At 56.0% G+C, this 23,726-nt stretch carries 25 protein-coding genes; 17 read left to right on the top strand and 8 right to left on the bottom strand.

Annotated elements, in window-relative coordinates; genetic code table 11:
- Positions 1 to 142: 142 nt before the first annotated feature.
- Positions 143 to 1,720 carry a DUF5928 domain-containing protein gene (locus ABJF76_RS18305; RefSeq protein ID WP_413819173.1) on the bottom strand — a complete coding sequence of 526 codons (1,578 nt, stop codon included), beginning with the start codon at positions 1,718 to 1,720 and terminating at the stop codon, positions 143 to 145.
- Positions 1,721 to 1,861: 141 nt separating this feature from the next.
- Here ABJF76_RS18305 and ABJF76_RS18300 point away from each other — a divergent pair, with 141 nt between their 5' ends.
- The gene (locus ABJF76_RS18300) at positions 1,862 to 2,680 is read left to right on the top strand and encodes a sulfotransferase family protein (RefSeq protein WP_413819174.1); all 819 of its coding nucleotides are present in this window, start codon (positions 1,862 to 1,864) and stop codon (positions 2,678 to 2,680) included.
- Positions 2,681 to 2,717: 37 nt separating this feature from the next.
- Here the strand turns inward: ABJF76_RS18300 and ABJF76_RS18295 are convergent, their stop codons facing one another.
- The gene (locus ABJF76_RS18295; protein ID WP_413819175.1) at positions 2,718 to 3,389 is read right to left on the bottom strand and encodes an SGNH/GDSL hydrolase family protein; all 672 of its coding nucleotides are present in this window, start codon (positions 3,387 to 3,389) and stop codon (positions 2,718 to 2,720) included.
- Positions 3,390 to 3,504: 115 nt separating this feature from the next.
- Here ABJF76_RS18295 and smpB point away from each other — a divergent pair, with 115 nt between their 5' ends.
- The 4 genes from smpB to ABJF76_RS18275 all read left to right on the top strand — a co-directional run bounded on the left by smpB (position 3,505) and on the right by ABJF76_RS18275 (position 6,507).
- Positions 3,505 to 3,978, top strand: a complete 474-nt coding sequence (gene smpB, locus ABJF76_RS18290; protein WP_413819176.1) for an SsrA-binding protein SmpB — start codon at positions 3,505 to 3,507, stop codon at positions 3,976 to 3,978.
- A gap of 148 nt (positions 3,979 to 4,126) precedes the next feature.
- Positions 4,127 to 4,396: a hypothetical protein gene (locus ABJF76_RS18285; protein ID WP_413819177.1), complete on the top strand. Its 270-nt coding sequence runs from the start codon at positions 4,127 to 4,129 to the stop codon at positions 4,394 to 4,396.
- A 75-nt stretch (positions 4,397 to 4,471) separates the two neighbouring features.
- Positions 4,472 to 5,326: a 3-mercaptopyruvate sulfurtransferase gene (sseA, locus tag ABJF76_RS18280; RefSeq protein WP_413819178.1), complete on the top strand. Its 855-nt coding sequence runs from the start codon at positions 4,472 to 4,474 to the stop codon at positions 5,324 to 5,326.
- The gene (locus tag ABJF76_RS18275) at positions 5,326 to 6,507 is read left to right on the top strand and encodes an aromatic amino acid transaminase (protein ID WP_413819179.1); all 1,182 of its coding nucleotides are present in this window, start codon (positions 5,326 to 5,328) and stop codon (positions 6,505 to 6,507) included. Before sseA ends, ABJF76_RS18275 begins: the two co-directional genes overlap by 1 nt.
- A gap of 125 nt (positions 6,508 to 6,632) precedes the next feature.
- Here ABJF76_RS18275 and ABJF76_RS18270 read toward each other — a convergent pair whose 3' ends face one another.
- Positions 6,633 to 7,952 (bottom strand): ammonium transporter, encoded by a 1,320-nt coding sequence (locus ABJF76_RS18270; RefSeq protein WP_413819180.1) that lies wholly within the window; start codon positions 7,950 to 7,952, stop codon positions 6,633 to 6,635.
- 27 nt (positions 7,953 to 7,979) lie between these two features.
- Positions 7,980 to 8,318, bottom strand: coding sequence for a P-II family nitrogen regulator (locus ABJF76_RS18265; protein WP_413819181.1), 339 nt, complete (start codon positions 8,316 to 8,318; stop codon positions 7,980 to 7,982).
- A 252-nt stretch (positions 8,319 to 8,570) separates the two neighbouring features.
- Here ABJF76_RS18265 and ABJF76_RS18260 point away from each other — a divergent pair, with 252 nt between their 5' ends.
- Positions 8,571 to 10,772 carry a transglycosylase domain-containing protein gene (locus ABJF76_RS18260; RefSeq protein ID WP_413819182.1) on the top strand — a complete coding sequence of 734 codons (2,202 nt, stop codon included), beginning with the start codon at positions 8,571 to 8,573 and terminating at the stop codon, positions 10,770 to 10,772.
- A gap of 36 nt (positions 10,773 to 10,808) precedes the next feature.
- On the opposite strand, the gene ABJF76_RS18255 is transcribed toward ABJF76_RS18260, so the two are convergent.
- Both ABJF76_RS18255 and ABJF76_RS18250 read right to left on the bottom strand, forming a co-directional pair.
- On the bottom strand, positions 10,809 to 11,396 hold the full coding sequence (locus ABJF76_RS18255; protein ID WP_413819183.1) for a phospholipid-binding protein MlaC: 588 nt from the start codon (positions 11,394 to 11,396) through the stop codon (positions 10,809 to 10,811).
- 1 nt (position 11,397) lies between these two features.
- Positions 11,398 to 12,114, bottom strand: coding sequence for a VacJ family lipoprotein (locus ABJF76_RS18250; protein ID WP_413819184.1), 717 nt, complete (start codon positions 12,112 to 12,114; stop codon positions 11,398 to 11,400).
- A 210-nt stretch (positions 12,115 to 12,324) separates the two neighbouring features.
- Between ABJF76_RS18250 and ABJF76_RS18245 the strand changes: the two genes are divergently transcribed.
- The 6 genes from ABJF76_RS18245 (at position 12,325) to ABJF76_RS18220 (ending at position 18,185) form a co-directional block, all read left to right on the top strand.
- Positions 12,325 to 14,061: a type I secretion system permease/ATPase gene (locus ABJF76_RS18245; RefSeq protein ID WP_413819185.1), complete on the top strand. Its 1,737-nt coding sequence runs from the start codon at positions 12,325 to 12,327 to the stop codon at positions 14,059 to 14,061.
- Entirely contained in the window at positions 14,058 to 15,359 is a 1,302-nt protein-coding gene (locus ABJF76_RS18240; RefSeq protein WP_413819186.1) for an HlyD family type I secretion periplasmic adaptor subunit, read from the top strand. The genes ABJF76_RS18245 and ABJF76_RS18240 overlap by 4 nt, the downstream gene beginning before the upstream one ends.
- Before the next feature lie 71 nt (positions 15,360 to 15,430).
- Positions 15,431 to 15,889 (top strand): RidA family protein, encoded by a 459-nt coding sequence (locus ABJF76_RS18235; RefSeq protein WP_413819187.1) that lies wholly within the window; start codon positions 15,431 to 15,433, stop codon positions 15,887 to 15,889.
- Positions 15,886 to 16,653: a glycerophosphodiester phosphodiesterase family protein gene (locus tag ABJF76_RS18230; RefSeq protein WP_413819188.1), complete on the top strand. Its 768-nt coding sequence runs from the start codon at positions 15,886 to 15,888 to the stop codon at positions 16,651 to 16,653. Before ABJF76_RS18235 ends, ABJF76_RS18230 begins: the two co-directional genes overlap by 4 nt.
- Before the next feature lie 51 nt (positions 16,654 to 16,704).
- On the top strand, positions 16,705 to 17,892 hold the full coding sequence (locus ABJF76_RS18225) for a GNAT family N-acetyltransferase (protein WP_413819189.1): 1,188 nt from the start codon (positions 16,705 to 16,707) through the stop codon (positions 17,890 to 17,892).
- Positions 17,889 to 18,185 carry a 4a-hydroxytetrahydrobiopterin dehydratase gene (locus ABJF76_RS18220; protein WP_413819190.1) on the top strand — a complete coding sequence of 99 codons (297 nt, stop codon included), beginning with the start codon at positions 17,889 to 17,891 and terminating at the stop codon, positions 18,183 to 18,185. The genes ABJF76_RS18225 and ABJF76_RS18220 overlap by 4 nt, the downstream gene beginning before the upstream one ends.
- A gap of 81 nt (positions 18,186 to 18,266) precedes the next feature.
- Here ABJF76_RS18220 and ABJF76_RS18215 read toward each other — a convergent pair whose 3' ends face one another.
- Positions 18,267 to 18,755, bottom strand: a complete 489-nt coding sequence (locus ABJF76_RS18215; protein ID WP_413819191.1) for a peroxiredoxin — start codon at positions 18,753 to 18,755, stop codon at positions 18,267 to 18,269.
- An 86-nt stretch (positions 18,756 to 18,841) separates the two neighbouring features.
- Here ABJF76_RS18215 and ABJF76_RS18210 point away from each other — a divergent pair, with 86 nt between their 5' ends.
- Both ABJF76_RS18210 and rsmD read left to right on the top strand, forming a co-directional pair.
- The gene (locus ABJF76_RS18210; RefSeq protein ID WP_413819192.1) at positions 18,842 to 20,044 is read left to right on the top strand and encodes an NAD(P)/FAD-dependent oxidoreductase; all 1,203 of its coding nucleotides are present in this window, start codon (positions 18,842 to 18,844) and stop codon (positions 20,042 to 20,044) included.
- Complete coding sequence (gene rsmD, locus ABJF76_RS18205) at positions 20,041 to 20,586, top strand: 16S rRNA (guanine(966)-N(2))-methyltransferase RsmD (protein ID WP_413819193.1); 546 nt, start codon at positions 20,041 to 20,043, stop codon at positions 20,584 to 20,586. The genes ABJF76_RS18210 and rsmD overlap by 4 nt, the downstream gene beginning before the upstream one ends.
- Here rsmD and uraH read toward each other — a convergent pair.
- Entirely contained in the window at positions 20,583 to 20,942 is a 360-nt protein-coding gene (uraH, locus tag ABJF76_RS18200; protein ID WP_413819248.1) for a hydroxyisourate hydrolase, read from the bottom strand. The two genes, rsmD and uraH, sit on opposite strands and share 4 nt — an antisense overlap.
- 62 nt (positions 20,943 to 21,004) lie before the next feature.
- On the opposite strand from uraH, the gene puuE reads away from it, so the two are divergent.
- From puuE to ABJF76_RS18185, 3 genes are read left to right on the top strand one after another with little or no spacing between them, the layout of a single operon-like run.
- Positions 21,005 to 22,423, top strand: coding sequence for an allantoinase PuuE (puuE, locus tag ABJF76_RS18195; RefSeq protein ID WP_413819194.1), 1,419 nt, complete (start codon positions 21,005 to 21,007; stop codon positions 22,421 to 22,423).
- The gene (locus ABJF76_RS18190; protein WP_413819195.1) at positions 22,420 to 23,232 is read left to right on the top strand and encodes a bifunctional allantoicase/(S)-ureidoglycine aminohydrolase; all 813 of its coding nucleotides are present in this window, start codon (positions 22,420 to 22,422) and stop codon (positions 23,230 to 23,232) included. The genes puuE and ABJF76_RS18190 overlap by 4 nt, the downstream gene beginning before the upstream one ends.
- Positions 23,219 to 23,707, top strand: a complete 489-nt coding sequence (locus ABJF76_RS18185) for an ureidoglycolate lyase (protein WP_413819196.1) — start codon at positions 23,219 to 23,221, stop codon at positions 23,705 to 23,707. Before ABJF76_RS18190 ends, ABJF76_RS18185 begins: the two co-directional genes overlap by 14 nt.
- The last annotated feature ends 19 nt before the right edge of the window (positions 23,708 to 23,726 follow it).

The raw sequence follows: 23,726 nt of genomic DNA, 5'->3' as shown, positions 1-23,726 counted from the left end.
GACGCTGGGTTCGAGAAGTATTTCACAGCCTAGACGGGCTTAAAGCAATAAAGCAAAATTACAGATCACCTAACCCTATCTGAAATCATAAATTTCAACGAGTTATGCGATAAGTGATGTCGCGGATAATTTGCAATTCACGCTAATCAGCGAATAAGTAATCGATGTCCGCGATTTCGCGGGCCTTGTCGTCGGATACGTTCAGAAACTCGGCCAGCGCTTGGGCGTTTTCATCAAGTTCAGCAGATTCTTTTATGCGTCTAAGATGCTCAAACCCTGCGTCTCCGATGCGATCAGACTCAAAAGTCATTTCGTTGCGGATCGTCGGTAACAAACGATCCAACGTTTCGGATGCTGTTTGTTCACCAGCCAAGCCAACGCGCATGGCGTGGCCGATCAGATAATCTTCGCTAAAGTCGCATTGAATTTCCAGCATCTGCGTCACGGACCGATCTTCTGCAAAATCTTCCAAAAGATCGAGGTTGCCCGGGTCCATGCAAACGATCAATCGATCTGTTTCATAGTAATCGAACAACATGCGCATCAACGCTCGCCTGTGCCGCGTGCGTTTGCCCAACGTTTTTTGAATGCCGCCAAGATCGGGCAGCGGTGTTTGTTCTTCGTTAAAAAGGTATTCGATGGCGGGCACGTTTGTGGTTTGACGAATGCGTTCAAGCAGACGTTTGGCGACATGCCATTTTTTGCAGATGATGATCAGCAATTCCCGATTCCGGCCCAACGTGCTTTCGGTTTCCCAAAAGCGCGTGGCAAAGCGACGGCCGATGCGGCCTCGTCCGCTTAGGAAGCTAAACAGACTGGCACCCTCGTTCGAGATTTGGAACGGCACATTTTTGGCCGCATAAAGCAGACCCAAGCGTCGCTTGAGGTCCTTGGCTTCGGGACTGACCTTGCGGGCAAACAGGAAATCCTGACTAAGCAAAAGATCATAGTGATCGTCGTAAAACGTGACCGGCATCCCGTAATCAGTGAACAACAGGAAGGTCAGCGTTCGGGACCGAATTTCGTCTTCAGGGACACAATGGCGCACGATTGTCTGAAAAAATGTCTCGTCTGGAATCCAAGTTCTGCGGAAAAACCGCATGACATCACGCCGCTCGCGGGTGAAATCCAGCACCCATTCGATAGTACGGCGACGCAGGCACCACCATTGGCTGCCGATTTGGACCTGAATATCGGCCGGAATTTGGCGGGTTAGGCCGAAACGCTGTTGCAAGTGGTAGCTGGTGTAAAACCGCCGCTTCTGTGTCCGTTCGTTAAAGAAGTGGCGATAGATCAGCCGTTCTTCTTTCATACCGGTCTTGATCCAGTCGCTTTCGAAATAATCGAAGCTTTCGATGAAATCGGCGTCATTGTCGTCTAGGAAGTCGTGGATATACTCCGCTGATTTGACGGCCATGCAATCGCCGGACAGCATATAAAAGTGGGTGGCGCGCGGAAAGGCCTCTAACGCAGATTCAACAGCATAAAGAGTGGCTTGAATGAGGCTCCACTCGCCCCAGCCACAGCGGATACGCCGATGCGCGAAAGTGACGTTCGGGTTGTTCTTTAGCGCGTCAGATATGAGTTGAAAATGGGCCTGATTGGCGCGGGCGTCAAAGTGAATGGACATGTAGTCGCCGGCGGCTGTGAGTCGCTCCGCTTGCTTGATAACAGCATCGGGATCTTTGTGGCACAGCAGGATGTAAGCGATTTTCGCCATTTTGGAAACTCAACTACCTCTTTACGCATCATTGTTTACGTAGATAAGACGAAGGAGTGATTGAATAAACCAGATTTTTTTGGTTTTTGGTAACAATGCAAGGCTACATAAGTATGTGGCATCGACAAAAAGGCGAATGGTATGGGCTTTCCCGGGACTTGGATGACACAAAGCGAAAGTGTGGTTTACCGTGTTGTGCCGAAATGTGCGTGTTCGACGATCGGGCAGATTATGTACTATTCGGATCATGGTGAGTTTTTTGATGGGGACATTCACGACGCTCAAGGCGGCATGCACAAGTGGGCCTTAGAAGACAGCCAACCGACGATCACCGACAATGTCAGGGCGCACAACAGCTACGCGTTCACCTGCGTGCGCAATCCTTACACCCGTATCCTTAGCTCGTTTTTTGACAAAATCTGCGGCATTCAGCGAAACGGTAAACGTTATCGCGGCAACCTTGTCCCGCTTTTGGTTCAGAAATACGGCATCGAAGTTGGTGGACCTGACGGCAAGGACGAATTTGATCAGATCAAATCGTTCCGCCGTTTCTTGTTGTTCACCCGCGACACCATCCGCTTTCGCCGCCCCATGGATCCAGATATTCACTGGTCGGCGATGTCTGGCCACGTGTCTACGTTCATTGTGAACGGGGGGCGATATGACAAAATCATTTGGACTGAAAAGTTCAATGACGGCATGGATGACGTGATGAAGGCGATTGAAACGCCGCATGCCGTCAATATTTCTGACATCCCTAGGTTCAACGAAAGCGAAGGGCATGGTCCCAAGCGCGCTCACCCGGTCGAGGATTACTTTGATGATCTGTCGATGCACCTGATGTACGAAATCTACAAACGTGATTTTAACGTCTTCAAGTACGATTTTGAGAACCCCGGAAACAAGATGCCGATCGGAGAAATCGACCTTGATGAAGTTCACAAAAAACTAGGGGATTAACCCGGCGGGCGGCATTGCCCGCCGTGAAACGATGCCGCTATCGGATTGCGTTGGCAATCCGCGCGGCGATCGCATCGCTACCTTTCGGTGACGGGTGTATCAGGTCCGCATCGTGAAAACTGCGGTCCCCGTTTGGAACCAGATCAGCAATCGACAGGTATGTCACGCCGGCGTCACGCTGTGCCATGCGCTTCAACCGTGCCTCAAGCGCGTTCCCATGGGCCGCGCAATGGTCAATGGCCGACGGCACGCCCGGTGTGCGCAGATATCCAACAAAAAGCACTTTGGCCCCGTCGGCACGTGCCTTTTTAACCACATCGACGATAGTCCCTTGATCGCCGGTTTCGGATACCATTCGATTTAGTTGGCCATCGCAACGCCGACACCCGCATGCGAGCCAAAGGTCATTTCCCCCGCCGTTCACGACAACCCAATCCCACTTGCGTGACACATATTGACTGCCAATTCGCAACCCGAGGCTGCCCGAGATCGGCAGGGCGTACAGAAATTGCGCACCCACGACAGAACGGTCCACAACGGGTTCGTTTATACGCAGCTCAAGCCGGTCTGATACAGACTGCCGCGAGCCGCCGTAGACAGCGAACATACTGTCGCCCATCATTAAAATGCGCCCCGTACCGTTGGTTGGAACCGATTCAACACAGCCGACAACGGCAAGCATTGCCAAAAGCCCCATCAATGTTCGCATTTTTTCAACCCTTCTTACGCGTTGCCCTTAAGACACTTGCATAAAGCCGTTGCCAAAAGGTGAAACCGGACGCCCCTCTTGCACGTTTGGGGCCCACCGCCTACATCCGGACACTATGGCACAAGGTAAATCAGACCCCAACTATAAGATCGCTGCCGAAAATCGGCGTGCGCGGTTTGATTATGCCATCGAGGATGATGTCGAATGCGGTATCATTCTTGAGGGCTCAGAAGTGAAATCCTTGCGCGTTGGCGGGGCAAATATCGCCGAAAGCTATGCTGCCGTCGAAGATGGCGAGTTGTGGTTGGTGAATTCCTACATTGCGCCCTACAAACAAGCTAAGACCTTTGGACACGAAGAACGCCGTCGCCGTAAATTGCTGGTCAGCCGCAAAGAACTCGGCAATTTGTGGAACGATACACAGCGCAAAGGCATGACGCTTGTGCCGTTGGTTTTGTACTTTAACCACAAGGGTATGGCGAAGATCAAAATTGGCATCGCCAAAGGCAAAAAGTTGCACGACAAGCGCGACACATCTGCCAAGCGCGATTGGGGTCGTCAAAAGCAACGGCTGTTGAAGCAAGGCTAAACCCCTAGGCGTCCCTACGTGGGAAATTTTAGGCGGCTTTCCCCTAGGTGTGGCCAAACTCGACCTGCTAAGAGGCGCACGCCGGTGCGCATTTCTTGGGGGCGCGGATCAGGCGCAACCTTTGTCTCCCCCTTCAGAAAGTTAAGCAATGGAACTTATCATCGGACTGATTTCGGGCGCAGTTGGCGGCAATGTCGCGGGCGGTGTCGTCAAGAAACTCGATCAAGGGCTACTAATCAACTCGCTTAGCGGCATCGTCGGCGGCGGCATCGGCGGTACAGTATTGTCAATGCTGGGCGCGTCTGGCGGCGGTGGTCTTGATCTGGCTGGTATCCTGTCGCAAGTCGCTGGTGGAGGCATTGGTGGCGGCGCTGTGCTGGCGGTTGTCGGTGTTATTCGCAAGGCTTTGAACAAATAAGCTGACCCTTGCCAAGACGTCCTCTCTGGCGGTAATCAAAGGCGTTTTTTGTTACCGTTCAGAGGGACCACAAGCATGCCAGATGATCCGAGAACTTTGGTTTCCACAGACTGGCTTGCCGCCCACCTGAAAGACCCTGATTTGAGGGTTTTAGATGCGTCATGGTATTTGCCAGATGCAGGTCGCCATCCGCGCACGGAATATGACGCGGCCCACATCCCCGGCGCGCGGTTCTTCGATATTGACGAAATAAGCGACGCGCGGTCTGACTTGCCTCACATGGCGCCCTCCGCCGAAAAATTCATGAGCCGGATGCGCAAGATGGGTGTCGGCGATGGGCATCAAATCGTAGTTTATGATGGCGCCGGACTAATGAGCGCTGCACGCGTGTGGTGGTTGTTCAGGCTGATGGGGCACCGCGATATTGCAGTGCTGGACGGCGGTTTTCCCAAATGGCAATCCGAAGGCCGCCCGGTCGAAGACATGCCCCCGGTGGTTAAGGACCGACACTTGACGGTGCGTTTCCAAAACCAGCTGGTGCGGGATGTGACGCAGGTTTCTCAGGCTTCAAAGCTGGGCAGTACCCAGATCGTGGACGCTCGGGCCGCGGCGCGGTTTCGGGGAGAGGCACCTGAGCCCCGCGAAGGGCTGCGCGCGGGTCATATCCCCGGTGCGCGCTCTGTGCCGTTCACCACGCTTTTGAACAATGACAAAACGATGAAATCACCCGACGCGGCGCGCACTGTATTTCAGAATGCAGGTGTCGACCCGAACAAGCCGATCATCACGACGTGCGGGTCTGGAATCACGGCCGCTGTACTTGCCCTTGCGTTGGAACGCATCGGGAATGACAGCTGGTCACTTTATGACGGATCATGGGCCGAGTGGGGCATGTTCCCCACCGTTCCCGTCGCAACAGGAGACGCATGATGTTTGAACATCTCACCCCACAAAAACCAGACGCTATTTTGAAACTGGTACAGATGTACCGTGAAGATCCGCGTGCGGATAAGGTCGATCTTGGCGTCGGCGTTTACAAGGACGCAACTGGCAACACGCCCGTGATGCGCGCAATCAAAGCAGCCGAGCAGCAGCTGTGGCAGGATCAGACTACCAAATCCTATGTTGGACTTGCGGGTGATCCGGGTTTTTCGGATGCGATGATCAAGCTGGTGCTGGGAGATACAATCGCACGCGATAAGATTGCGGCAGCAGCCACGCCCGGCGGGACTGGCGCTGTGCGTCAGGCTTTTGAGCTGATCAAGATGGCACGCCCCGATGCGCGGGTGTTCGTGTCAAACCCGACATGGCCGAACCATCTATCGATCCTTGACTATCTGGGGATGGAAACGGTGCTGTACCGCTATTTTGATGACGAAACCCGCGGTGTGGATTTCGACGGCATGATCGCTGATCTGAAAACCGCACGGGCGGGTGATGTAGTTCTGTTGCATGGCTGCTGCCACAATCCCACAGGCGCGAATCTCTCGGCGGTGCAGTGGCAAGATGTGATTGCCGTACTGCAAGAAACCGGCGCAGTGCCGATGATCGACATTGCCTATCAAGGCTTTGGTGACGGGCTTGAGGCCGACGCAGCGGCCACGCGGGCAGTGGCCGCTGCAATGCCAGAATGTTTGATCGCCGCGAGCTGCTCCAAGAACTTTGGCATTTACCGCGAACGCACTGGCATCCTGATGATGGTCGCGAATGGAACAGGCAAAGGCGTGGCGCAAGGCACGTTGGCCTTTCTGAACCGTCAGAACTTTTCCTTTCCGCCGGATCACGGGGCGCGATTGGTCACGATGATCTTGAACGATGATGCTTTGCGCGCTGACTGGATGGCGGAGCTGGAAGAGGTGCGCCTGTCGATGCTGGGTCTGCGCGAACAATTGGCGCGTGAATTGCAGCAACGCGCCGGATCGGATCGCTTTGGCTTTTTGGCGGAACACAGGGGCATGTTTTCGCGCCTTGGCACGACGCCAGAGCTGGTTGTGAAGATGCGGGAAGAACACGGCATTTACATGGTCGGTGACAGCCGCATGAATATCGCAGGCTTGAATGCACAGACAGTGCCGATCCTCGCAGAGGCGATTATTGCCGCCGGTGTCTGACCAATGGTGTGCCGAATAGGCACACCTTACCTATCGCTAGATCGCTTTCATCAAATGTCACATATAAAAAAGGCCGGGCGTGATGCCCGGCCTTTTTCTGGTTTGTAAGTCTTTCGACCCGGGCTTTAGCCCTTTGAGAATTCTGGATAGGCTTCCATGCCCAGCTCGGACATGTCCAGACCGTTGATCTCGTCCTCTTCGCTGACGCGGATGCCTACGGTTGCTTTCAGAACGAACCACAGCACCAGCGAGACCACGAAGGTAAATGCGCCATAAGCAACGATACCTGTGATCTGTGCACCAAGCGTGGCGCTGCCGCTGAAGGCGACGGCGATTGTGCCCCAGATACCGGCACACAAGTGAACAGGGATCGCACCAACCACGTCGTCAATTTTGAGCTTGTCGAGCAAAGGAACTGTAAAGACTACGATCACACCGCCTACGCCACCGATCAGCAACGAGCCGAACAAGGAAGGAGCAAGAGGTTCAGCAGTGATCGACACAAGACCCGCCAGCGCGCCATTCAGTACCATGGTAAGATCTGGTTTCTTGTACATGACTTGCGTCAGGACCAGCGCGACCAGAGCACCAGAAGCTGCGGCCATATTGGTGTTGGCAAAGATGCGCGATACGTCAGTGATGTCACCAACGGTGCCCATAGCAAGCTGCGAACCACCGTTAAAACCGAACCAACCGAGCCACAGTATGAACGTACCCAAAGTGGCGAGCGCTAGGTTGGAACCGGGCATCGGAACGGTCTTGCCGTCTTTGTATTTACCCAAACGTGGGCCCAGAACGATGGCACCAGCCAAAGCAGCCCAACCACCAACAGAGTGCACGATTGTGGAACCGGCGAAGTCAGAGAAGCCCACTTCGGACAACCAACCGCCGCCCCACTGCCATGACCCAGAAATCGGGTACATAACACCGGTCAGGATTGCGACAAAGATAAGGAAGGGCCACAATTTGATGCGCTCGGCCAAGGTGCCCGAAACGATGGATGCTGTGGCTGCAACAAACATCAATTGGAAGAAGAAGTCGGATCCAACAGAGGCGTAATCCAGCGCAGCATCGGCAGCACCCAAACCAACAGGCTCAAGCGACGTGACTGAGAAGAACGGGCCCAACCAGCCTGCAATGCTCCAGCTATCGCCGGGGTACATCAGGTTAAAGCCGATCAGCCAGTACATGATCGCGGCCAGCGAAAACAGCGCGACGTTCTTGGTCAATTGCATTGCCACGTTCTTGGAACGTACAAGGCCAGCTTCGAGCATGGCAAAGCCCGCAGCCATCCAGAACACCAGAAAACCTGCCATGAGGAACAGCAGGGTTGTCATGATATATGGGCCGATCTCGTCAAAGCCCGGGGCGGCATCTTGTGCCAGCGCCAGTGTCGGCATTGCGGTAAGCGCCGCGCCAACAAGAAGAAGTTTATTAAGTTTCATTGTCCGTTATTCCCTTTGCAGAGCCGCTTAGATCGCGTCTTCGTTGGTTTCGCCGGTGCGCACACGCACGGCCTGTTCGACGTCGAGGACAAAGATTTTGCCATCGCCAATCTTGCCCGTCTGAGCGGTTGTCGTGATGGTCTGTACGATCTGGTCGGCCATGCTTTCGGCAACCACGATTTCGATTTTGACCTTGGGCACGAAATTCACAGCGTATTCTGCGCCGCGATAGATTTCTGTGTGCCCGGATTGCGAGCCAAAGCCCTTAATTTCTGTGACCATCATGCCGCGCACACCGGCTTCGGTCAGCGCTTCGCGGACCTCTTCCAGTTTAAACGGCTTGATTGTTGCTATGATGAGTTTCACCACTTTTCCCCTTCTCTCGGCAGATTTCTCTGCAATACCGTTTGCAAAAAACGGTATTGCGTGGCCGGAGCAAAGATTTCGAAGGGGGATTCAACGTGCTGAAAAAGGCGATGTGCATAAAAAATGCGCAAATGCATTACTTTGATTAAAAAGCAGGCAAACAAGAATCCCATCTGCCTCATCTGAGGGCGTGTCAAATGCACTCAAACGCGGTATGGTGACCCAAACATAAGGCCGGGCAGGGGTCAAAACATGAGTGATTCAAGAAAAGGCAGAAAGCCTTTGGTGGCGGAGCGTCGGTACGCGTCGCAGCGTACCAAAGCTGTGCCTAAAAAACCGACATCGAAAAAAACCAAGGCAACAAAGCGCAAAGCTAGTCCGCGCAAAGCGCCAAGCCGCAACATTTTTGTGCGTCTGTTTCGTTGGATTCTGCGGCTTATCTGGATCATCACATGGCGGGTGACCGCAGTGGCGTGTGTCGGGCTTGCTTTGATTGTCGGATATTACTGGACGACGCTGCCTGATGTGACGGCGTTGCTGGACGGGCGGGCGCGTGGCTCTGTTACACTGATGGACCGCGAAGACACCGTTTATGCATGGCGCGGCGATCAGTTTGGTGGCGCGGTTAGGGCCGAAACGGTTTCGCCCGCACTGAAAAACGCGGTGGTTGCGACCGAAGATAAACGGTTTTTCCGCCACTTTGGCCTTAGCCCGCGCGGCATCGCATCGGCTGTGCGTATCAACCTGAACGAAGGGCGCGGCCCGTTGTCGGGTCACGGTGGGTCCACCATCACGCAGCAAACGGCCAAGCTGTTGTGTCTGGGTGATGAATATGTGGCATCTGAATGGAAGAACGAAGCCGCATATGTCGCGGATTGCCGCCGCGGCTCTTTGCAACGCAAAGCTAAAGAAGCTGTCTATGCCATGGCGATGGAAGCAAAGTATTCCAAGAACGAAATCCTGTCGATCTATCTGAACCGCGCCTATATGGGCGGCGGGGCATATGGGGCCGAGGCCGCTGCACAACGTTATTTCGGCAAGTCAGCGTCGGCCGTGTCCCCCGCAGAAGGTGCGATGATCGCCGGCCTTTTGACAGCGCCGTCTCGATTGGCCCCAACGTCTGATCTGGAACGGTCGCAATCGCGCGCCGCCACAGTTCTGCGTTTGATGGGCGAACAAGATTACCTGTCGTCGGCCGAAGTTGCGCAATGGCAGCAAAACCCTGCGACCCTTTCGACCGCGGCGCGGCGTAAGGCGGGCGGGTATTTCGCCGATTGGGTGATGTCCACCGGTCCTGAATTCTTTACGCGCAACACCACCGAAGACGTCATTATTCGCACGACGCTGGATCAACGCCTACAACGTGCCGCCGAAGAAGCGCTGGACGAGGTGTTCAAAACCAAAGTGCGCGAAGGATCCAAAGCGCAAGCCGCGATTGTTGTAATGAGCGCGGATGGCGCTGTGCGTGCCATGGTTGGCGGGCGTGAAAGCCGGGTGTCAGGCGTGTTCAACCGCGCGATTCAGGCCGAACGACAGACTGGGTCGGCTTTCAAACCGTTTGTTTACGCTGCTGCATTGGAACTAGGCTATTCACCGCTGGATACAGTTGATGACGCGCCTTTGACGCTTGATATACCCGGTTCCGGCCCATGGTCGCCGCGCAACTATACCAATAATTACAAAGGGCGCGTGACGCTTGTTGAGGCGCTTAAGGATTCCTTAAACATCCCTGCGGTGAAGGTATCCGAAAGTGTCGGCAGGGATTTGGTGCGTCGTGTGGCTACGGATTTCGGCATCGACGGCGATATGGCGGACGGTCCGGCACTGGCGCTTGGTGCGTCTGAAAGCACACTGTTGGATATGACGGGCGCTTATGCAGGCATCCTGAACGGGGGGTCATCTGTGACGCCCTATGGTCTTGTTGATTTGCGTCTGAAGGGTGACCAAGAACCACTTATGGGCACTGGCGGCGGCATCAGGGAGCGGGTGATCAATGACAAAGCGGCGGGTGAGCTGATCTGGATGATGGAAAAGGTCGTTAGTGAGGGTACCGGGGGGCGCGCACAATTTGGCGGACGCGAGATCGCCGGCAAGACGGGCACAACTCAGGCAGCGCGTGATGCTTGGTTTATCGGCTTTACGGCGGATTATGTGGCCGGCGTCTGGATGGGCTATGACGACAACACGCCATTATCTGGGGTTACGGGTGGCGGATTGCCAGCAGAGATTTGGCGCGAGACTATGGTGCGCGTTCACGAAGGTGTGCCTGTTAAACCCCTGCCGATGATTGCACCCATCGTGGTCGCAGCGCCTGAGCCCGCACCAGCGCCCGCGCCGCAACAACAAGCGCCCGCACCGCAACCACAGCCGCAGCAACGCGAAGTGCCGCGGACGACCGAAGGTCTTATTGAGATGTTGGTGCGCGAAGTCTTAGGCGGTGGGCGCGACCGATAAGTTGCGCCCCTATGCCCAAAGGTTGGTTAGATCAACTTAGCTTGCGGTCTTCAGATCTTTGATCATGCCGTCGATGCTGCCGCCATTCCGGTCGATCAACGCGCCAACTTCTGTCCGCTCTGTTAGCAACAGATTGATGCCTTCGATAAACATGTTGAAGAACAGATCGCGGCCGGACCGATCCGACACTTGGAAGGTGACGGTGAATGGCGCTTCGCCGCGCAAAAAGGCTGTGGCTTCGACTTCGTACCAGTTTTTGACCTGTTTGACGCCTTTGACCTCAAGCCGTCCGCCGATGAATTCGCGGAAACGGCTGCCGTATTTGCGGGATACATAGCCTTGAAAGGCGTCCGAGAACGCCCGCTTTTGCGTGGCTGAGGCGCGACGCCCATCCGCGCCCATCGCATAGGCCGCAATATAGGAGGTGTCGCTATACCGCGCAAATATGCGTTCAAAGTCACTGAACATCTGCTTTTCGCTTTTACCAGACGCGATGACTGTATTGATTTGGCCAACCAATTCGTCGATTAGCTTTTTGGCGCTGCCTTGGGTCAATGCAAAAGCAGGCAGTGCGGGCAGCAAAGCTGCCGCACCTGAGAGGGCGATAAAGTTACGTCGTTCCATTTCAGAAACCTTCTGTGTCGAGTTCAAACGGGTCGATTTCGGCGTCGGCGGCTTCGTCGCCTAACGTGAATCGGCGATTTTGCAGATAGATGAGGCGCGCTTGCGCATAGCTGTCGGCACTTTCATACAAGACAGAGTCCACCGTTTCAGAGAACTTCGCCCGCGCGCTGAGGCCTGAGCCAACGGATGCAACTGTGCCGAAATATTCTTCGGGGCTGTCCAAAACGTAGGACAGTGGGTTTGTGAACAAATCAACGATCCGTCCTGTTGTACGGCGCGCTGTGGATGGCCCCAGAACCGGCAATTCATGATACGCGCCTTCGCCCACACCCCAGACGAACAGCGTTTCACCAAAATCGGTGTCATGTTGCACCACTGTCATGTCGGTGGCCGCGTCAAACAAACCCAGTACTCCGACCGTTGAATTCACGGTAAACCGCAGTGCCGATACGCCAACACCTTTCAGGTCGCCTTGCAGGAGGCTATTGACCATCACCGCAGGTTGCCCAAGGTTTGTCGTAAAGTTGCTGACGCTTTCTTCGACGCCATCAGGAACCGCATTCGCATAGTCATGCGCGAGGGGGCGCACCAATTTGCGGTCTAAGTTTTTGTTGAATTCATGAATTTTTCGGTTCTGTGTCTCAAGAGGATCATTGATCCCATCAGGAGAAACTCCAGATCCATTTGTGCCCGCACAGGCCGCAAGAGAAGCAGCCATTAAAAACAGAGATGCAGCACGCTGCAGGCGAGCATAGAGTGACAAAGGAGTTCTCCGGTTGGTAATTGAGTCGTGTATTTAGTGTTTCTGTGCCAAATGCCCAGTGTACATGATATGGAATTGAAGGCCTGTGGCAGTTGCGTGACAGAAGATTTAAACGATAGCTGCGATAAATACATATTACTCTGACGAACAAGCGAAAAGGTGCTTATGCAAAACGACTTGACCAAAATGGGACGCGCCGAATTGCAGGCCACACGTTCCAAAAGCCGGGCTTTGTACTGGACTGTTGGTTTATTCAGCTTGTTCGCCAATATGCTGATGCTCACTGGGCCTATGTACATGTTGCAGGTCTATGACCGTGTGCTTGGTTCCAAAAGCGAAGAGACTCTGATCGCGTTGTCGCTTTTGGTTGTGTTTCTTTATGCAGTGATGGGCATTCTTGATTACACGCGTGGGCGCATAATGGCCCGTGTCGGGGCGCGCTTTCAGGCGGACTTGGACCGCCGCGTGTTTGATGCAGTGGTCCGCAAATCCGCTGTGGCACCGGATGTTCGGACGCAATCGGGGCTCGCAGATCTAGAAGCGATTCAACGGCTGCTGACCTCACCTGTGTTGATGGCGTTTTTTGATCTGCCTTGGACGCCAATTTTTATCGCTGCGATCTTCCTGTTTCATCCCATGCTGGGTTGGTTAGCTGTCGGTGGTGGGGCCGTTTTGATTGTGATCGCGCTGGCCAATCAGTTGTTGTCGCGCAAACCGCAACTGCGTGCCGGACAAGCCGGTCAGGTTGCCGGTGCGATGTCTGATCAACTGCGCATCGAGGCCGAGATGGTGCAAGCCATGGGCATGCGTGGCGCTGCCTTTGATCGCTGGCAACAAGCCCGCGGAAAAGCGCTCGAAGAGCAGATCAAAGCCACTGACGTCGGTGGGGGGTTCACCTCGCTGACCAAAACGCTGCGGTTGTTTTTGCAAAGTGCGATGTTGGGTCTTGGGGCATATCTGGTGCTTCAGGGCAACATGACGCCGGGCGCTATGATTGCGGGGTCGATCCTTTTGGGCCGCGCGCTTGCGCCGATCGAATTGATGTTGACGCAATGGCCCGTCGTGCAGCGCGCGACCAAAGGATGGGACGCGTTGTCGGAACTGTTGGGCACAGTTCCCGCCGAAACTGCCCGAACTACTTTGCCGAAACCCAAAGCGCGTCTTGTTTCTAAGGCGCTAACGGTCGTGGCACCCGGCGAAAAATCGGCGGCCTTAAAAAATCTCAATTTTGAACTGCCGCCCGGGCATGCGATGGGCGTCATTGGGCCGTCGGGCGCTGGTAAGTCGACGCTGGCGCGGTGTCTGACGGGGGTGTGGCGTCCGGCTGGTGGGTCCATCCGATTGGATGCCGCAGCGCTGGATCAATATTCACCGGACGTTTTGGGCCAGCACATTGGCTACCTTCCTCAGCGGGTACAGCTGTTTGACGGTACGATTGCGGAAAATATCGCGCGTTTGTCGTTGCAGCCAGATGACAACAAAGTTGTGGCCGCAGCGCAAAAAGCGGACGCGCATAAGATGATCCTTGAATTGCCCGAAGGTTATGACACGCGCATTCATTCCGGTCAGCAACGGCTTTCTGGTGGCCAAGTCCAACGTATCGGACTGGCGCGCGCGCTTTATGATGATCCGGTAATCTTGGTGCTGGACGAGCCGAATTCAAACCTCGACAATGAGGGCACGCAGGCGCTGAACAACGCGATCCGTGGGGCAAAGGTTGACGGGCGATCTGTCATCATCATGGCGCACCGACCTGCGGCGATTCAAGAATGTGATCTGTTGCTGGTGATTGACGGCGGCGTGCGCACGGCTTTTGGGCCCAAAGAAGAAGTGATGAAATCCATGGTCAAGAACCATCAAGACATCAAACGCGCACCTCAAGGTGCCGGAGGAGTGACATGAGCGACAAACGCTGGTCTGCGAAAGTGCCTGTTTTCATTGGGCTTCTGGGTCTTGTCGGTCTGCTTGGGGGTTTTGCGGCATGGGCCACCATGACCGAAATCGCAGGCGCCATCATCGCGCCGGGTCGTATCGAGGTCGACCAAAACCGCCAGATCGTGCAACACCCCACCGGCGGTGTCGTTTCCAAGATCAACGTCAAAGAAGGTGACAGCGTCCAAGCTGGCGATTTGCTGATCCAATTGGATATCAAACAGCTTGAATCCAGCCTCGCTATTGTCGAAGGGCAACTTTACGAATTTATGGCCCGCCGCGCGCGGCTGACCGCTGAAAGGGATGGTACGGACACGATCGCTTTTGATGCCGAATTGCTTGAGATCGCCAAGGCACGTGCAGAAGTGCACGAGTTGGTCGAAGGACAACGCAACTTGTTCTTTGCTCGCCAGGATTCTGTAGACAGCCAGACGGATCAACTTGGGCAACGCGCAGATCAGACGCGCAACCAGATCGTTGGAATCACGGCTCAGGAAACCTCGCTTGCGCGCCAGCTCGAGCTGATCGAACAAGAACTCACCGCCCAACAAAGCCTGCTTGATCGGGGCCTAACCCAAGCTTCGGGCGTCTTAGCGTTACAACGCCAGTCCGCGTCTTTGGACGGGCAATTGGGCGAACTTGCAGCTTCCAAGGCGCAATCCGAACAGCGCATAACCGAAGTCGAAATGGAAGTGCTGCGTTTGGGATCCACCGCGCGGGAAGATGCGATTACCCAACTGCGCGACCTGCGCACGCGTGAATTGGAATTGATCGAACAGCGTTTTGCCCTGCTGGCTGATATCGAACGCATGGAAATCCGCGCGCCGGTTTCGGGTATCGTTTACAATATGCGTGTGCAAACGATGCGGTCGGTGGTGCGGGGGGCGGACCCTGTGTTGTTCATTATCCCACAGGATCGTCCACTTGTGATTGCGGCGCGCATTGACCCAATTCACATCGACCAAATCATCACGGGCCAAAACGTAAACTTGCGATTTTCGGCATTGGATCAACGCACCACGCCTGAATTGGTGGGCCAAGTCTTGCTGGTTTCTGCCGACGCGTTTGAAGACGAATCTATCGGGGCAAGCTATTACCGCGCCGAAATTGTTCTGAACACAGGGGAAGTGGAAAAGTTGGCCGAAGGTCAGGCGCTGATTCCCGGCATGCCAGTCGAGGCGTTCATTCGGACCGCCGACCGGTCGCCTTTGGCCTATTTGGTCAAGCCAATGGCCGACTATTTCAACCGTGCTTTCCGCGAATCCTAAACTTGGCCCTTTTCCCTGCGCGACGCTCGGTTTAGCGTCGCGTCGAACTTTGTCTTCGAAAGGACACTCTTATGTCGATCGCCGCCCGCCTTGCTGACCTTGGCGTTTCTTTACCTGACGCCCCTGCGCCTGCCGCCAACTATGTGCCTTTTGTGCAAATTGGTGACATCGTCTATATTTCGGGTCAAATCTCGAATGGGCCGGATGGGTTTATCACGGGCAAGTTAGGCGAAAACATGGACGTAGATGCCGGTGCGGCTGCGGCCAAAACATGTGCCATTAGCTTGCTGGCGCAAGTAAAAGCTGCCTGTGGCGGGGACATTGAACGCCTCGTGCGCGTTGTGAAATTGACCGGGTTTGTAAACAGCACCGCAGATTTCACTGACCAACCCAAAGTCATCAACGGTGCGTCTGATTTTCTGGTCGAAGCATTGGGAGACGCAGGCCGCCACAGCCGCTCGGCGGTGTCTGCGGCGTCTCTTCCGCTTGGCGTTGCGGTCGAGATCGAAGGCATCTTTCAAATCAAATGACACCCCGGCTTGATCCTGCCTTTCTGGGCGCGCCTGTGGCGCATCGTGCATTGCATGACGTGGCGGATGGTCGCCCGGAAAACAGCCGCGCTGCGATCCGCGCTGCGATTGCGGCGGGCTATGGTATTGAAATCGATGTGCAGTTGACGGCTGATAACAACGCCGTTGTGTTTCACGACTATGCGCTGGATCGACTGGCCAATGGGGCAGGGCCCGTGCGTAGTGTTTCGGCTGTGGGCCTGTCGCAAATGCCGCTTCTGGGCGGTGACGAAGGCATTCCGGACTTGCCCGAAATTCTGAAACTCGTCGCAGGCCAAGTGCCGCTTTTGATCGAGATCAAAGACCAAGACGGCGCCATGGGCCCCAATATCGGCCCGCTTGAGGCCGCAACGGCCGCTGCACTTGAAGGGTACATCGGGCCTGCTGCCGTCATGTCATTCAATCCAAATGCGATCGCGCGCATGGCGGAACTTTGCCCCGACATCCCCCGTGGGTTGGTGACCAGCTCTTATGACCCGGCTGTGTGGCCTTTGCCGAAGGAAACGTGTGCTCGCCTGCGTGACGTGCCCGACTTTGACAGGGTGGGTGCAAGTTTCATCAGTCACGAGGTTGCTGACTTGGCACGCCCGCGCGTAGCGGCGCTTAAGGCGGCAGGGGCCAATGTTTTGTGCTGGACGGTCAAATCCCCAGAGGCCGAAGTTGTGGCGCGCGGCATTGCCGAAAATGTGACCTTTGAAGGTTATCTCGCAGCGCATCCCGGTTGAAGCCACGGGCACAAGACCCACATTATGGTATGAACCATCAAGGAACGCGACGTGTCCGAGCAAGAGATCGAAATCCGCGTCCTGCCCAGCCTCGATGCCATTGATGCGGCGACGTGGGATGCCTGCGCCTGCCCCGAGGCAGAGGGCGGCGCACGCCCCAATGATCCGTTCACCACACATCGGTTTCTGAAGGCCTTGGAAGACAGCGGTTCGGTTGGGCCGGGCACAGGATGGCAACCACAATATTTGCAAGCCATCATGGCCGGGCAAACCATCGCGGTTGCACCGATGTATGCCAAGGGTCACAGCCAAGGCGAATACATCTTTGATCATAATTGGGCGCATGCCTATGAACGGTCTGGCCAGCGCTATTATCCCAAGCTGCAGATTGCAGTGCCGCACACCCCCGCCACTGGGCGACGCTTTTTGGCGCATCCGGATTTTGTTGAAACGGGCACGTCTGCTTTGCTCCAAGGGGCCGTGCAACTGGCCGCACGTAATGAGTTAAGTTCGCTGCACGTCACTTTCTGCACCGAAGAAGAACGCGACGCCGGGGTGGAATTGGGCCTGATGGGGCGCACGTCGCAACAGTTTCATTGGCTGAACGACAATTATGCAGATTTCGACGGCTTCTTGGCGACGCTCAGCAGCCGCAAACGTAAAAACATCCGCAAAGAACGGGCGCAGGCGCAGAATTTTGATGGGACGATCAACACCTATTCGGGTAACTACCTGCAACCGGAACACTGGGATGCGTTTTGGGAGTTTTATCAGGATACCGGGGCTCGCAAATGGGGCACGCCCTATCTGACGCGGCAATTTTTCACGATAGCCCAAGAGACGCTGCGCGATGACATGGCGCTTGTTTTGGCCGAGCGCGATGGGCGGTACGTTGCCGGCGCGCTGAACTTTATCGGTGCGCAGACTTTGTATGGGCGGTATTGGGGCTGCGTCGAACACCATCCGTTTCTGCATTTTGAGCTGTGCTATTATCAAGCCATCGACATTGCCATCGCCAATGGGTTGGCCCGGGTCGAGGCCGGTGCGCAGGGCGAACACAAGCTGGCGCGTGGATATCTGCCGACGCAGACGCATTCATTGCATTGGGTGGCGGACGAAGGTTTCGCGGATGCGATTGCCAACTATCTTGTCGCTGAACGCGAGGCGATCGAGGAAGAAATTGACATACTGACGGAATATGGGCCGTTCAAACAGGTCAAGATTGAGGAGCAGGAATGAGCGAACGATTGAGCGAAGAGACGCGTGACACTCTGCTGGCACCGCTTTTGAAGAACAGATGGAAGATCACAGACGACAAGGCCGCGATCCACAAAACGTTTGTATTCGCCAACTTTGTCGAGGCGTTTGGCTGGATGACGCGTGTCGCGATCTGGGCTGAAAAATGGGATCATCACCCGGAATGGTCGAATGTATACAAGACTGTAGAGGTGACTTTAACGACCCATGATGTGGGTGGACTAAGCACCTTAGACGCCAAGCTGGCCCGCAAAATGGACAACCTAGCGGGCTAGAGTTTGCAGCGCTTCCACTGACCCAAATGAAAAAGGCCTCCCCGAAGGGAGGCCTTTTGTTACATTCCTTGTCTGGCGCAGTTACATCGCGCTCAGCATGCCTTCGCCCGCGGATACGTCGCAGACGCCCGGGCTTTCATCTTCTTGAAGCAGCGTGATTTTGCCGTCGTCGACCACCATCGCATAGCGTTTGGAACGATCGACCAAACCGGCAGGCGGGGCACTAAATTCGCGGCCCATGGCTTTGGTGAACGCAGCCTCTGGATCGCCAAGCATGGTGATGCCGACGGCTGTTGCGCCCGTTGAATCGCCCCATGCGCCCATCACGAACGGGTCATTGACGGAAAGGCAAATGATTTCATCGACGCCCTTGCCTGTAAATTGATCTTTGGTGCGGATGAAGCTTGGCACATGGGCCGTGGTGCATGTGCCAGTGAACGCGCCAGGCAGGGCAAAAATCACGACTTTGCGTCCCTTTGTCTTTTCGCTGAGCTGGAGCGTTGCGGGGCCTTCGTCGCCCATAAAGGACAGCGTTGCGTCGGGGATTGTGTCGCCTTGGGAAATTGCCATCGGTTAGGCCTTTCTTGGAATTGCTAACATCTTGATGTGCGATATAGGTTGCGGGACGGCAAAGGGCGAGAAAAAAGGTGAACCACATGGACCATGTTATTGTGATCGGGGCCGGGCAGGCGGGGTCGTCTTGCGTTGCCAAACTGCGCAATGGCGGGTTTGAAGGCAAGGTCACCTTGATCGGAGCAGAGACCGCGCCGCCCTATCAGCGCCCGCCATTGTCCAAGGCGTATTTGATGGGTGATATGTCGCTTGAACGTCTCTATTTGCGCCCTGAATCGTTTTACGCCGAGCATGACATTGATTTGCGGCTGGGGGTTGAGGTCAGTGCAATTGATACCGCCGCCCAAACCGTGACGGCCGGTGATGATGTGTTGCGCTATAGCGATTTAGTGCTGGCGACAGGGTCGGTCCCAAACCGCCTGCCTGCGGGCATTGGTGGTGCGCTGGACGGTGTATTTGTGGTGCGAGACCTTGGCGATGTCGACGCGATGTCACCCCGCTTTGTCAAAGGCGCGCGGGTGTTGATTGTCGGTGGCGGTTACATCGGACTTGAGGCCGCAGCGGTCGCTGCAAAGCTGGGCCTTGAGGTCGTGTTGGTCGAGATGGCGGATCGCATTTTGCAACGCGTTGCGGCACCCGAGACCAGCGATTTTTTCCGCGCTTTGCATGGCTCGCATGGTGTCGATATCCGCGAAGGTGTGGGATTGGATCGCCTGACAGGTGAAAGCGCTGTGGACGGCGCGATTTTGTCGGACGGCACGCGGTTGGATGTGGATTTTGTGATCGTTGGCGTGGGTATCGCGCCGGGGTCGGCCTTGGCCGAAGCAGCGGGCGTTGTGCTCGACAATGGGATCGCGACGGATGCGCAGGGGCGCACGTCGGTGCCTAACGTCTGGGCAGCGGGCGATTGCGCGTCCTTTCCGTATCGCGGCGGGCGTATTCGCCTTGAATCAGTACCCAACGCCATTGATCAGGCAGAATGCGTTGCCCAAAATATCATGGGTACCGGGGGCGACTATGTGGCCCGCCCGTGGTTCTGGTCAGATCAGTATGATGTAAAATTGCAGATTGCAGGTCTGAACACGGGCTATGACCGCGTGATCACTCGTGATGGCGGTACGGCCAAGTCGTTTTGGTATTACAAAGGCGATACTCTTTTGGCTGTTGATGCGGCCAACGATCCGCGCGGCTATATGATCGGCAAACGATTGATCGAGGCAGGCAAGACGGCCGATCCAGCATTGGTTGCGGATGCCTCAAGCGACCTTAAGGCGTTGCTCAAGTGAGGATCATCTCGGGACGCTGGCGCGGCACGCCACTGGTATCAGTCGGCAAAGGCGACCCCGGCGCACATCTGCGGCCCACGCCGGACCGTTTGCGCGAGGCGCTGTTTTCAATGCTCACCAGCCGTGGGGTCATTCAAGATGCTCAGGTGCTGGATTTGTTTGCAGGCACGGGCGCGCTGGGTTTTGAGGCGTTGTCGCGCGGTGCGGCGGCGGCTGTGTTCGTCGAAAACGGGCGCGTGGGCCAAAAGCTGATCAACGACAATATCGTCAAACTGGGTGCGCGTGATCAGGCCAAAGTCTTGCGCAGCGATGCAACCAAGCTGGGCGCATGGCCCGGTGCGCCCTTTGATCTGGTGTTCTTGGACCCGCCCTATGGCAAAGGTCTAGGCCAACGCGCGCTAAGCGTCGCGCGCCACTGGATGACACCCGGCGCGCTGGTGGTGTGGGAAGAAGAGGCCGCCATGGACGCGCCAGAAGGGTTTGTGCCCGTTGATCAGCGCAAGTTCGGCACGTCGCACATTACGCTGATCGAGCGCGTTTAGCTGCCCCGGTAGGTCGAATACCCAAACGGCGACAACAAAAGCGGCACGTGGTAGTGTGCCTCTTCGTCGGTGATGCCGAACCGGATCGGGATTTGGTCAAGGAATTTGACGGCGTCGTCGTTCAAGTCATGGGCATCCAAATACGGGCCACAGAAAAAGATCAGCTCGTATTGGCCGGCCTTCATCTTGCCAACGGGCAAGATTGGCGTATCGGTTCGGCCGTCGGCGTTGGTCACCGCTTCGGCGATCTTTTTGTGTGAATTCCCTGACACGCGATAAAGCGCAATGGTGATCCCATCCGCAGGCAGGCCGCGCGCGGTGTCCAGAATGTGGGTCGTAAGATATCCAGCAGCCATTGCATCCCGTTCCATGTTCGCCCAAGTTGTGGCCATTCCACTCTTATTGCAAAGGGAAGTCCATGGGCCAAATGCCCCCTCGCTATCCGCGCGACTTTCATGGCCATGGCGCTGATCGGCCTGACGCGGCGTGGCCCGGCGGTGCACGTATCGCGCTGTCTTTTGTGTTGAATTATGAAGAGGGCGGCGAGAATTGCCTGTTGCACGGCGATGCCGCTTCCGAGGCGTTTTTGTCCGAGATCGTCGGGGTCGCCGCATGGCCGGGGCAACGTCATTGGAACATGGAAAGCATCTATGATTACGGTGCACGTTCCGGGTTCTGGCGGTTGCACCGTCTGTTCACTGAAACAAGCGTACCTGTCACCGTTTACGGCGTGGCAAGCGCCCTTGCGCGCAATCCGGCACAGGTCGAGGCCATGCAAAATGCCGATTGGGAGATCGCGAGTCATGGGCTGAAATGGATCGATTACAAAGATCATGACCCAAAGGACGAGGCAGCGGACATGGACGCCGCGATCAAGCTGCATACTGAAGTCACCGGCGAGCGACCCAAAGGCTGGTACACGGGGCGTTGTTCGGTCAACACAGTTGCCTTGGCCGCGACGCGCGGGTTTGACTGGATCAGCGATACCTATGACGACGATCTGCCCTATTGGGCGCGCATCGAGGGGCGTGATCAGTTGATCATCCCCTATACGCTTGATTGCAACGACATGCGCTTTGCCACGCCGCAGGGGTTCAATTCGGGGGGTCAGTTCTTTGCCTATTTGCGCGACAGTTTTGATGCGCTTTATGCCGAAGGTGTGGCAGGGCGCCCGGCAATGCTTAGCATTGGCTTGCATTGTCGTTTGATCGGGCGCCCGGGTCGGGTGCAGGCGTTGCGCAAGTTCATCGACTATGTGCAGGGTTTCGAAGGGGTCTGGTGCGCGCGTCGGACAGACATTGCAAATCACTGGGCAGCAAATCATCCGCCGCAACCCCGCACCGATTGGCATCTGATGGAGTGCGCCGATTTTGTCACGGCTTTTGGTGGGATTTTTGAACATTCCCCATGGATCGCCGAAGGCGCGCACGCGCTAGAACTTGGGCCCGCCCACGACACACCGCAGGGTTTGCACAATGCACTTTGCCGCGTGTTTCGCGCCGCAAGCGATGATCAACGTCTGGCTGTGCTGCGCGCCCACCCCGACCTTGCAGGCAAGTTGGCGGCGGCCAAGCGCCTCACGGATGAAAGCACTGCCGAACAGGCCAGCGCTGGGTTAGATATGTTGACGGATGACGAACGCGCGCAATTCGATGCCCAAAACACGGCCTATGTGGCCAAGCACGGCTTTCCTTTCATTATCGCGGTTAAGGATCACGACAAGGCGGGTATCCTGCGCGCCTTTGAACGACGCATCGACAACGACAACGCGACCGAATTTGCCGAAGCCTGCAAGCAGGTCGAACGCATTGCGCGCCTAAGGCTGGAGGCCCTATGACCACTTATGCATTCCCCCCCGGCGGCTTGCCGGATCAAAGCGTGTCGCCTGTTGGCACAGCTGTGTTTACCCAAGCCTATGCTGTGATCCCGGCTGATGTGCAGCGCGATATCGTGACGTCGTTCTTGCCTGGATGGGTCGACACGCGTGCTTGGATTTTGGCGCGTCCTTTGTCGGGGTTTGCCGAAACCTTTGCGCAATACGCGATGGAACTGTCGCCAAAGGGGGGCAGCGATGATCCCGAACCCGAAACAGATGCGCAGGCCATCTTGTTTGTCGCACATGGTACGGCGCATTTGACGATTGGGGCAGATGTGCATGTGCTACGCGCGGGCAGCTATGCCTATATCCCGCCGGGTGTACGCTGGACGCTATGGAACCGTGACGACACGCCGTGCGGATTGCATTGGATACGCAAACGTCACGAGCAGGCCGTTGGCGTCGCGCGCCCTGAGGTTTTGATCACCCATGACGCGGATGTTCCGCACACCGCGATGCCGGACACCAACGGTGCGTGGGCCACCCAGCGCTTTGTCGATCCGATGGATTTGCGCCATGATTGCCACGTCAATATCGTAACTTTTCAACCGGGCGGACGCATTCCCTTTGCCGAAACTCATGTGATGGAACACGGGCTTTATGTGCTGCAAGGTACTGCTGAATACCTGCTGAACACCGACTGGGTCACCGTCGGGCCCGGCGATTTCATGTGGCTGCGCGCCTTTTGCCCGCAAGCGTGTATCGCGACCGGGAATGAGCCATTTCGCTATCTTTTGTACAAAGACGTAAACCGACATGTCCCGCTTTGATATCCGCTGCCAACCGCTGACAGCGCAGGCGTTCGCCCCGTTTGGCGATGTGCTGGAATGCGCAGGCGAGCCCGACAAGCTGATCAACGCGGGGCTGTGCGGACGCTTTCATGATCGCGCGCAGATGGATTTTGGCGACGGGCGCGCAGGCATCAGCCTGTTTCAAGCCCAGCCGCGCAGCCTGCCTTACACGCTTGATCTGATGGAACGGCACCCCGACGGCAGTCAGGCGTTCATCCCTATGTCGCAGCATTCGTTTTTGGTTACTGTCGCATTGGACGAAGGCGGCACGCCGGGCACACCGCTGGCCTTTTTGACCGCACCCGGACAGGCGATTAATTTGTACCGCGGCACATGGCATGGGGTGCTGACACCTTTGCATTCGCCCGGATTGTTTGCAGTTGTCGATAGGATTGGCGGCGGCGCCAATCTGGAAGAATTTGTTCTTGCTACACCCTTCATTGTGACCTCATAGTTCCGATTAGCCGCGTAAG

The organism is Tateyamaria sp., from assembly GCF_039940735.1.
GTDB lineage: Bacteria > Pseudomonadota > Alphaproteobacteria > Rhodobacterales > Rhodobacteraceae > Tateyamaria.
Note: the sequence above shows the minus strand (reverse complement) of the source record. Positions and strands in the feature narration are given on the sequence as shown.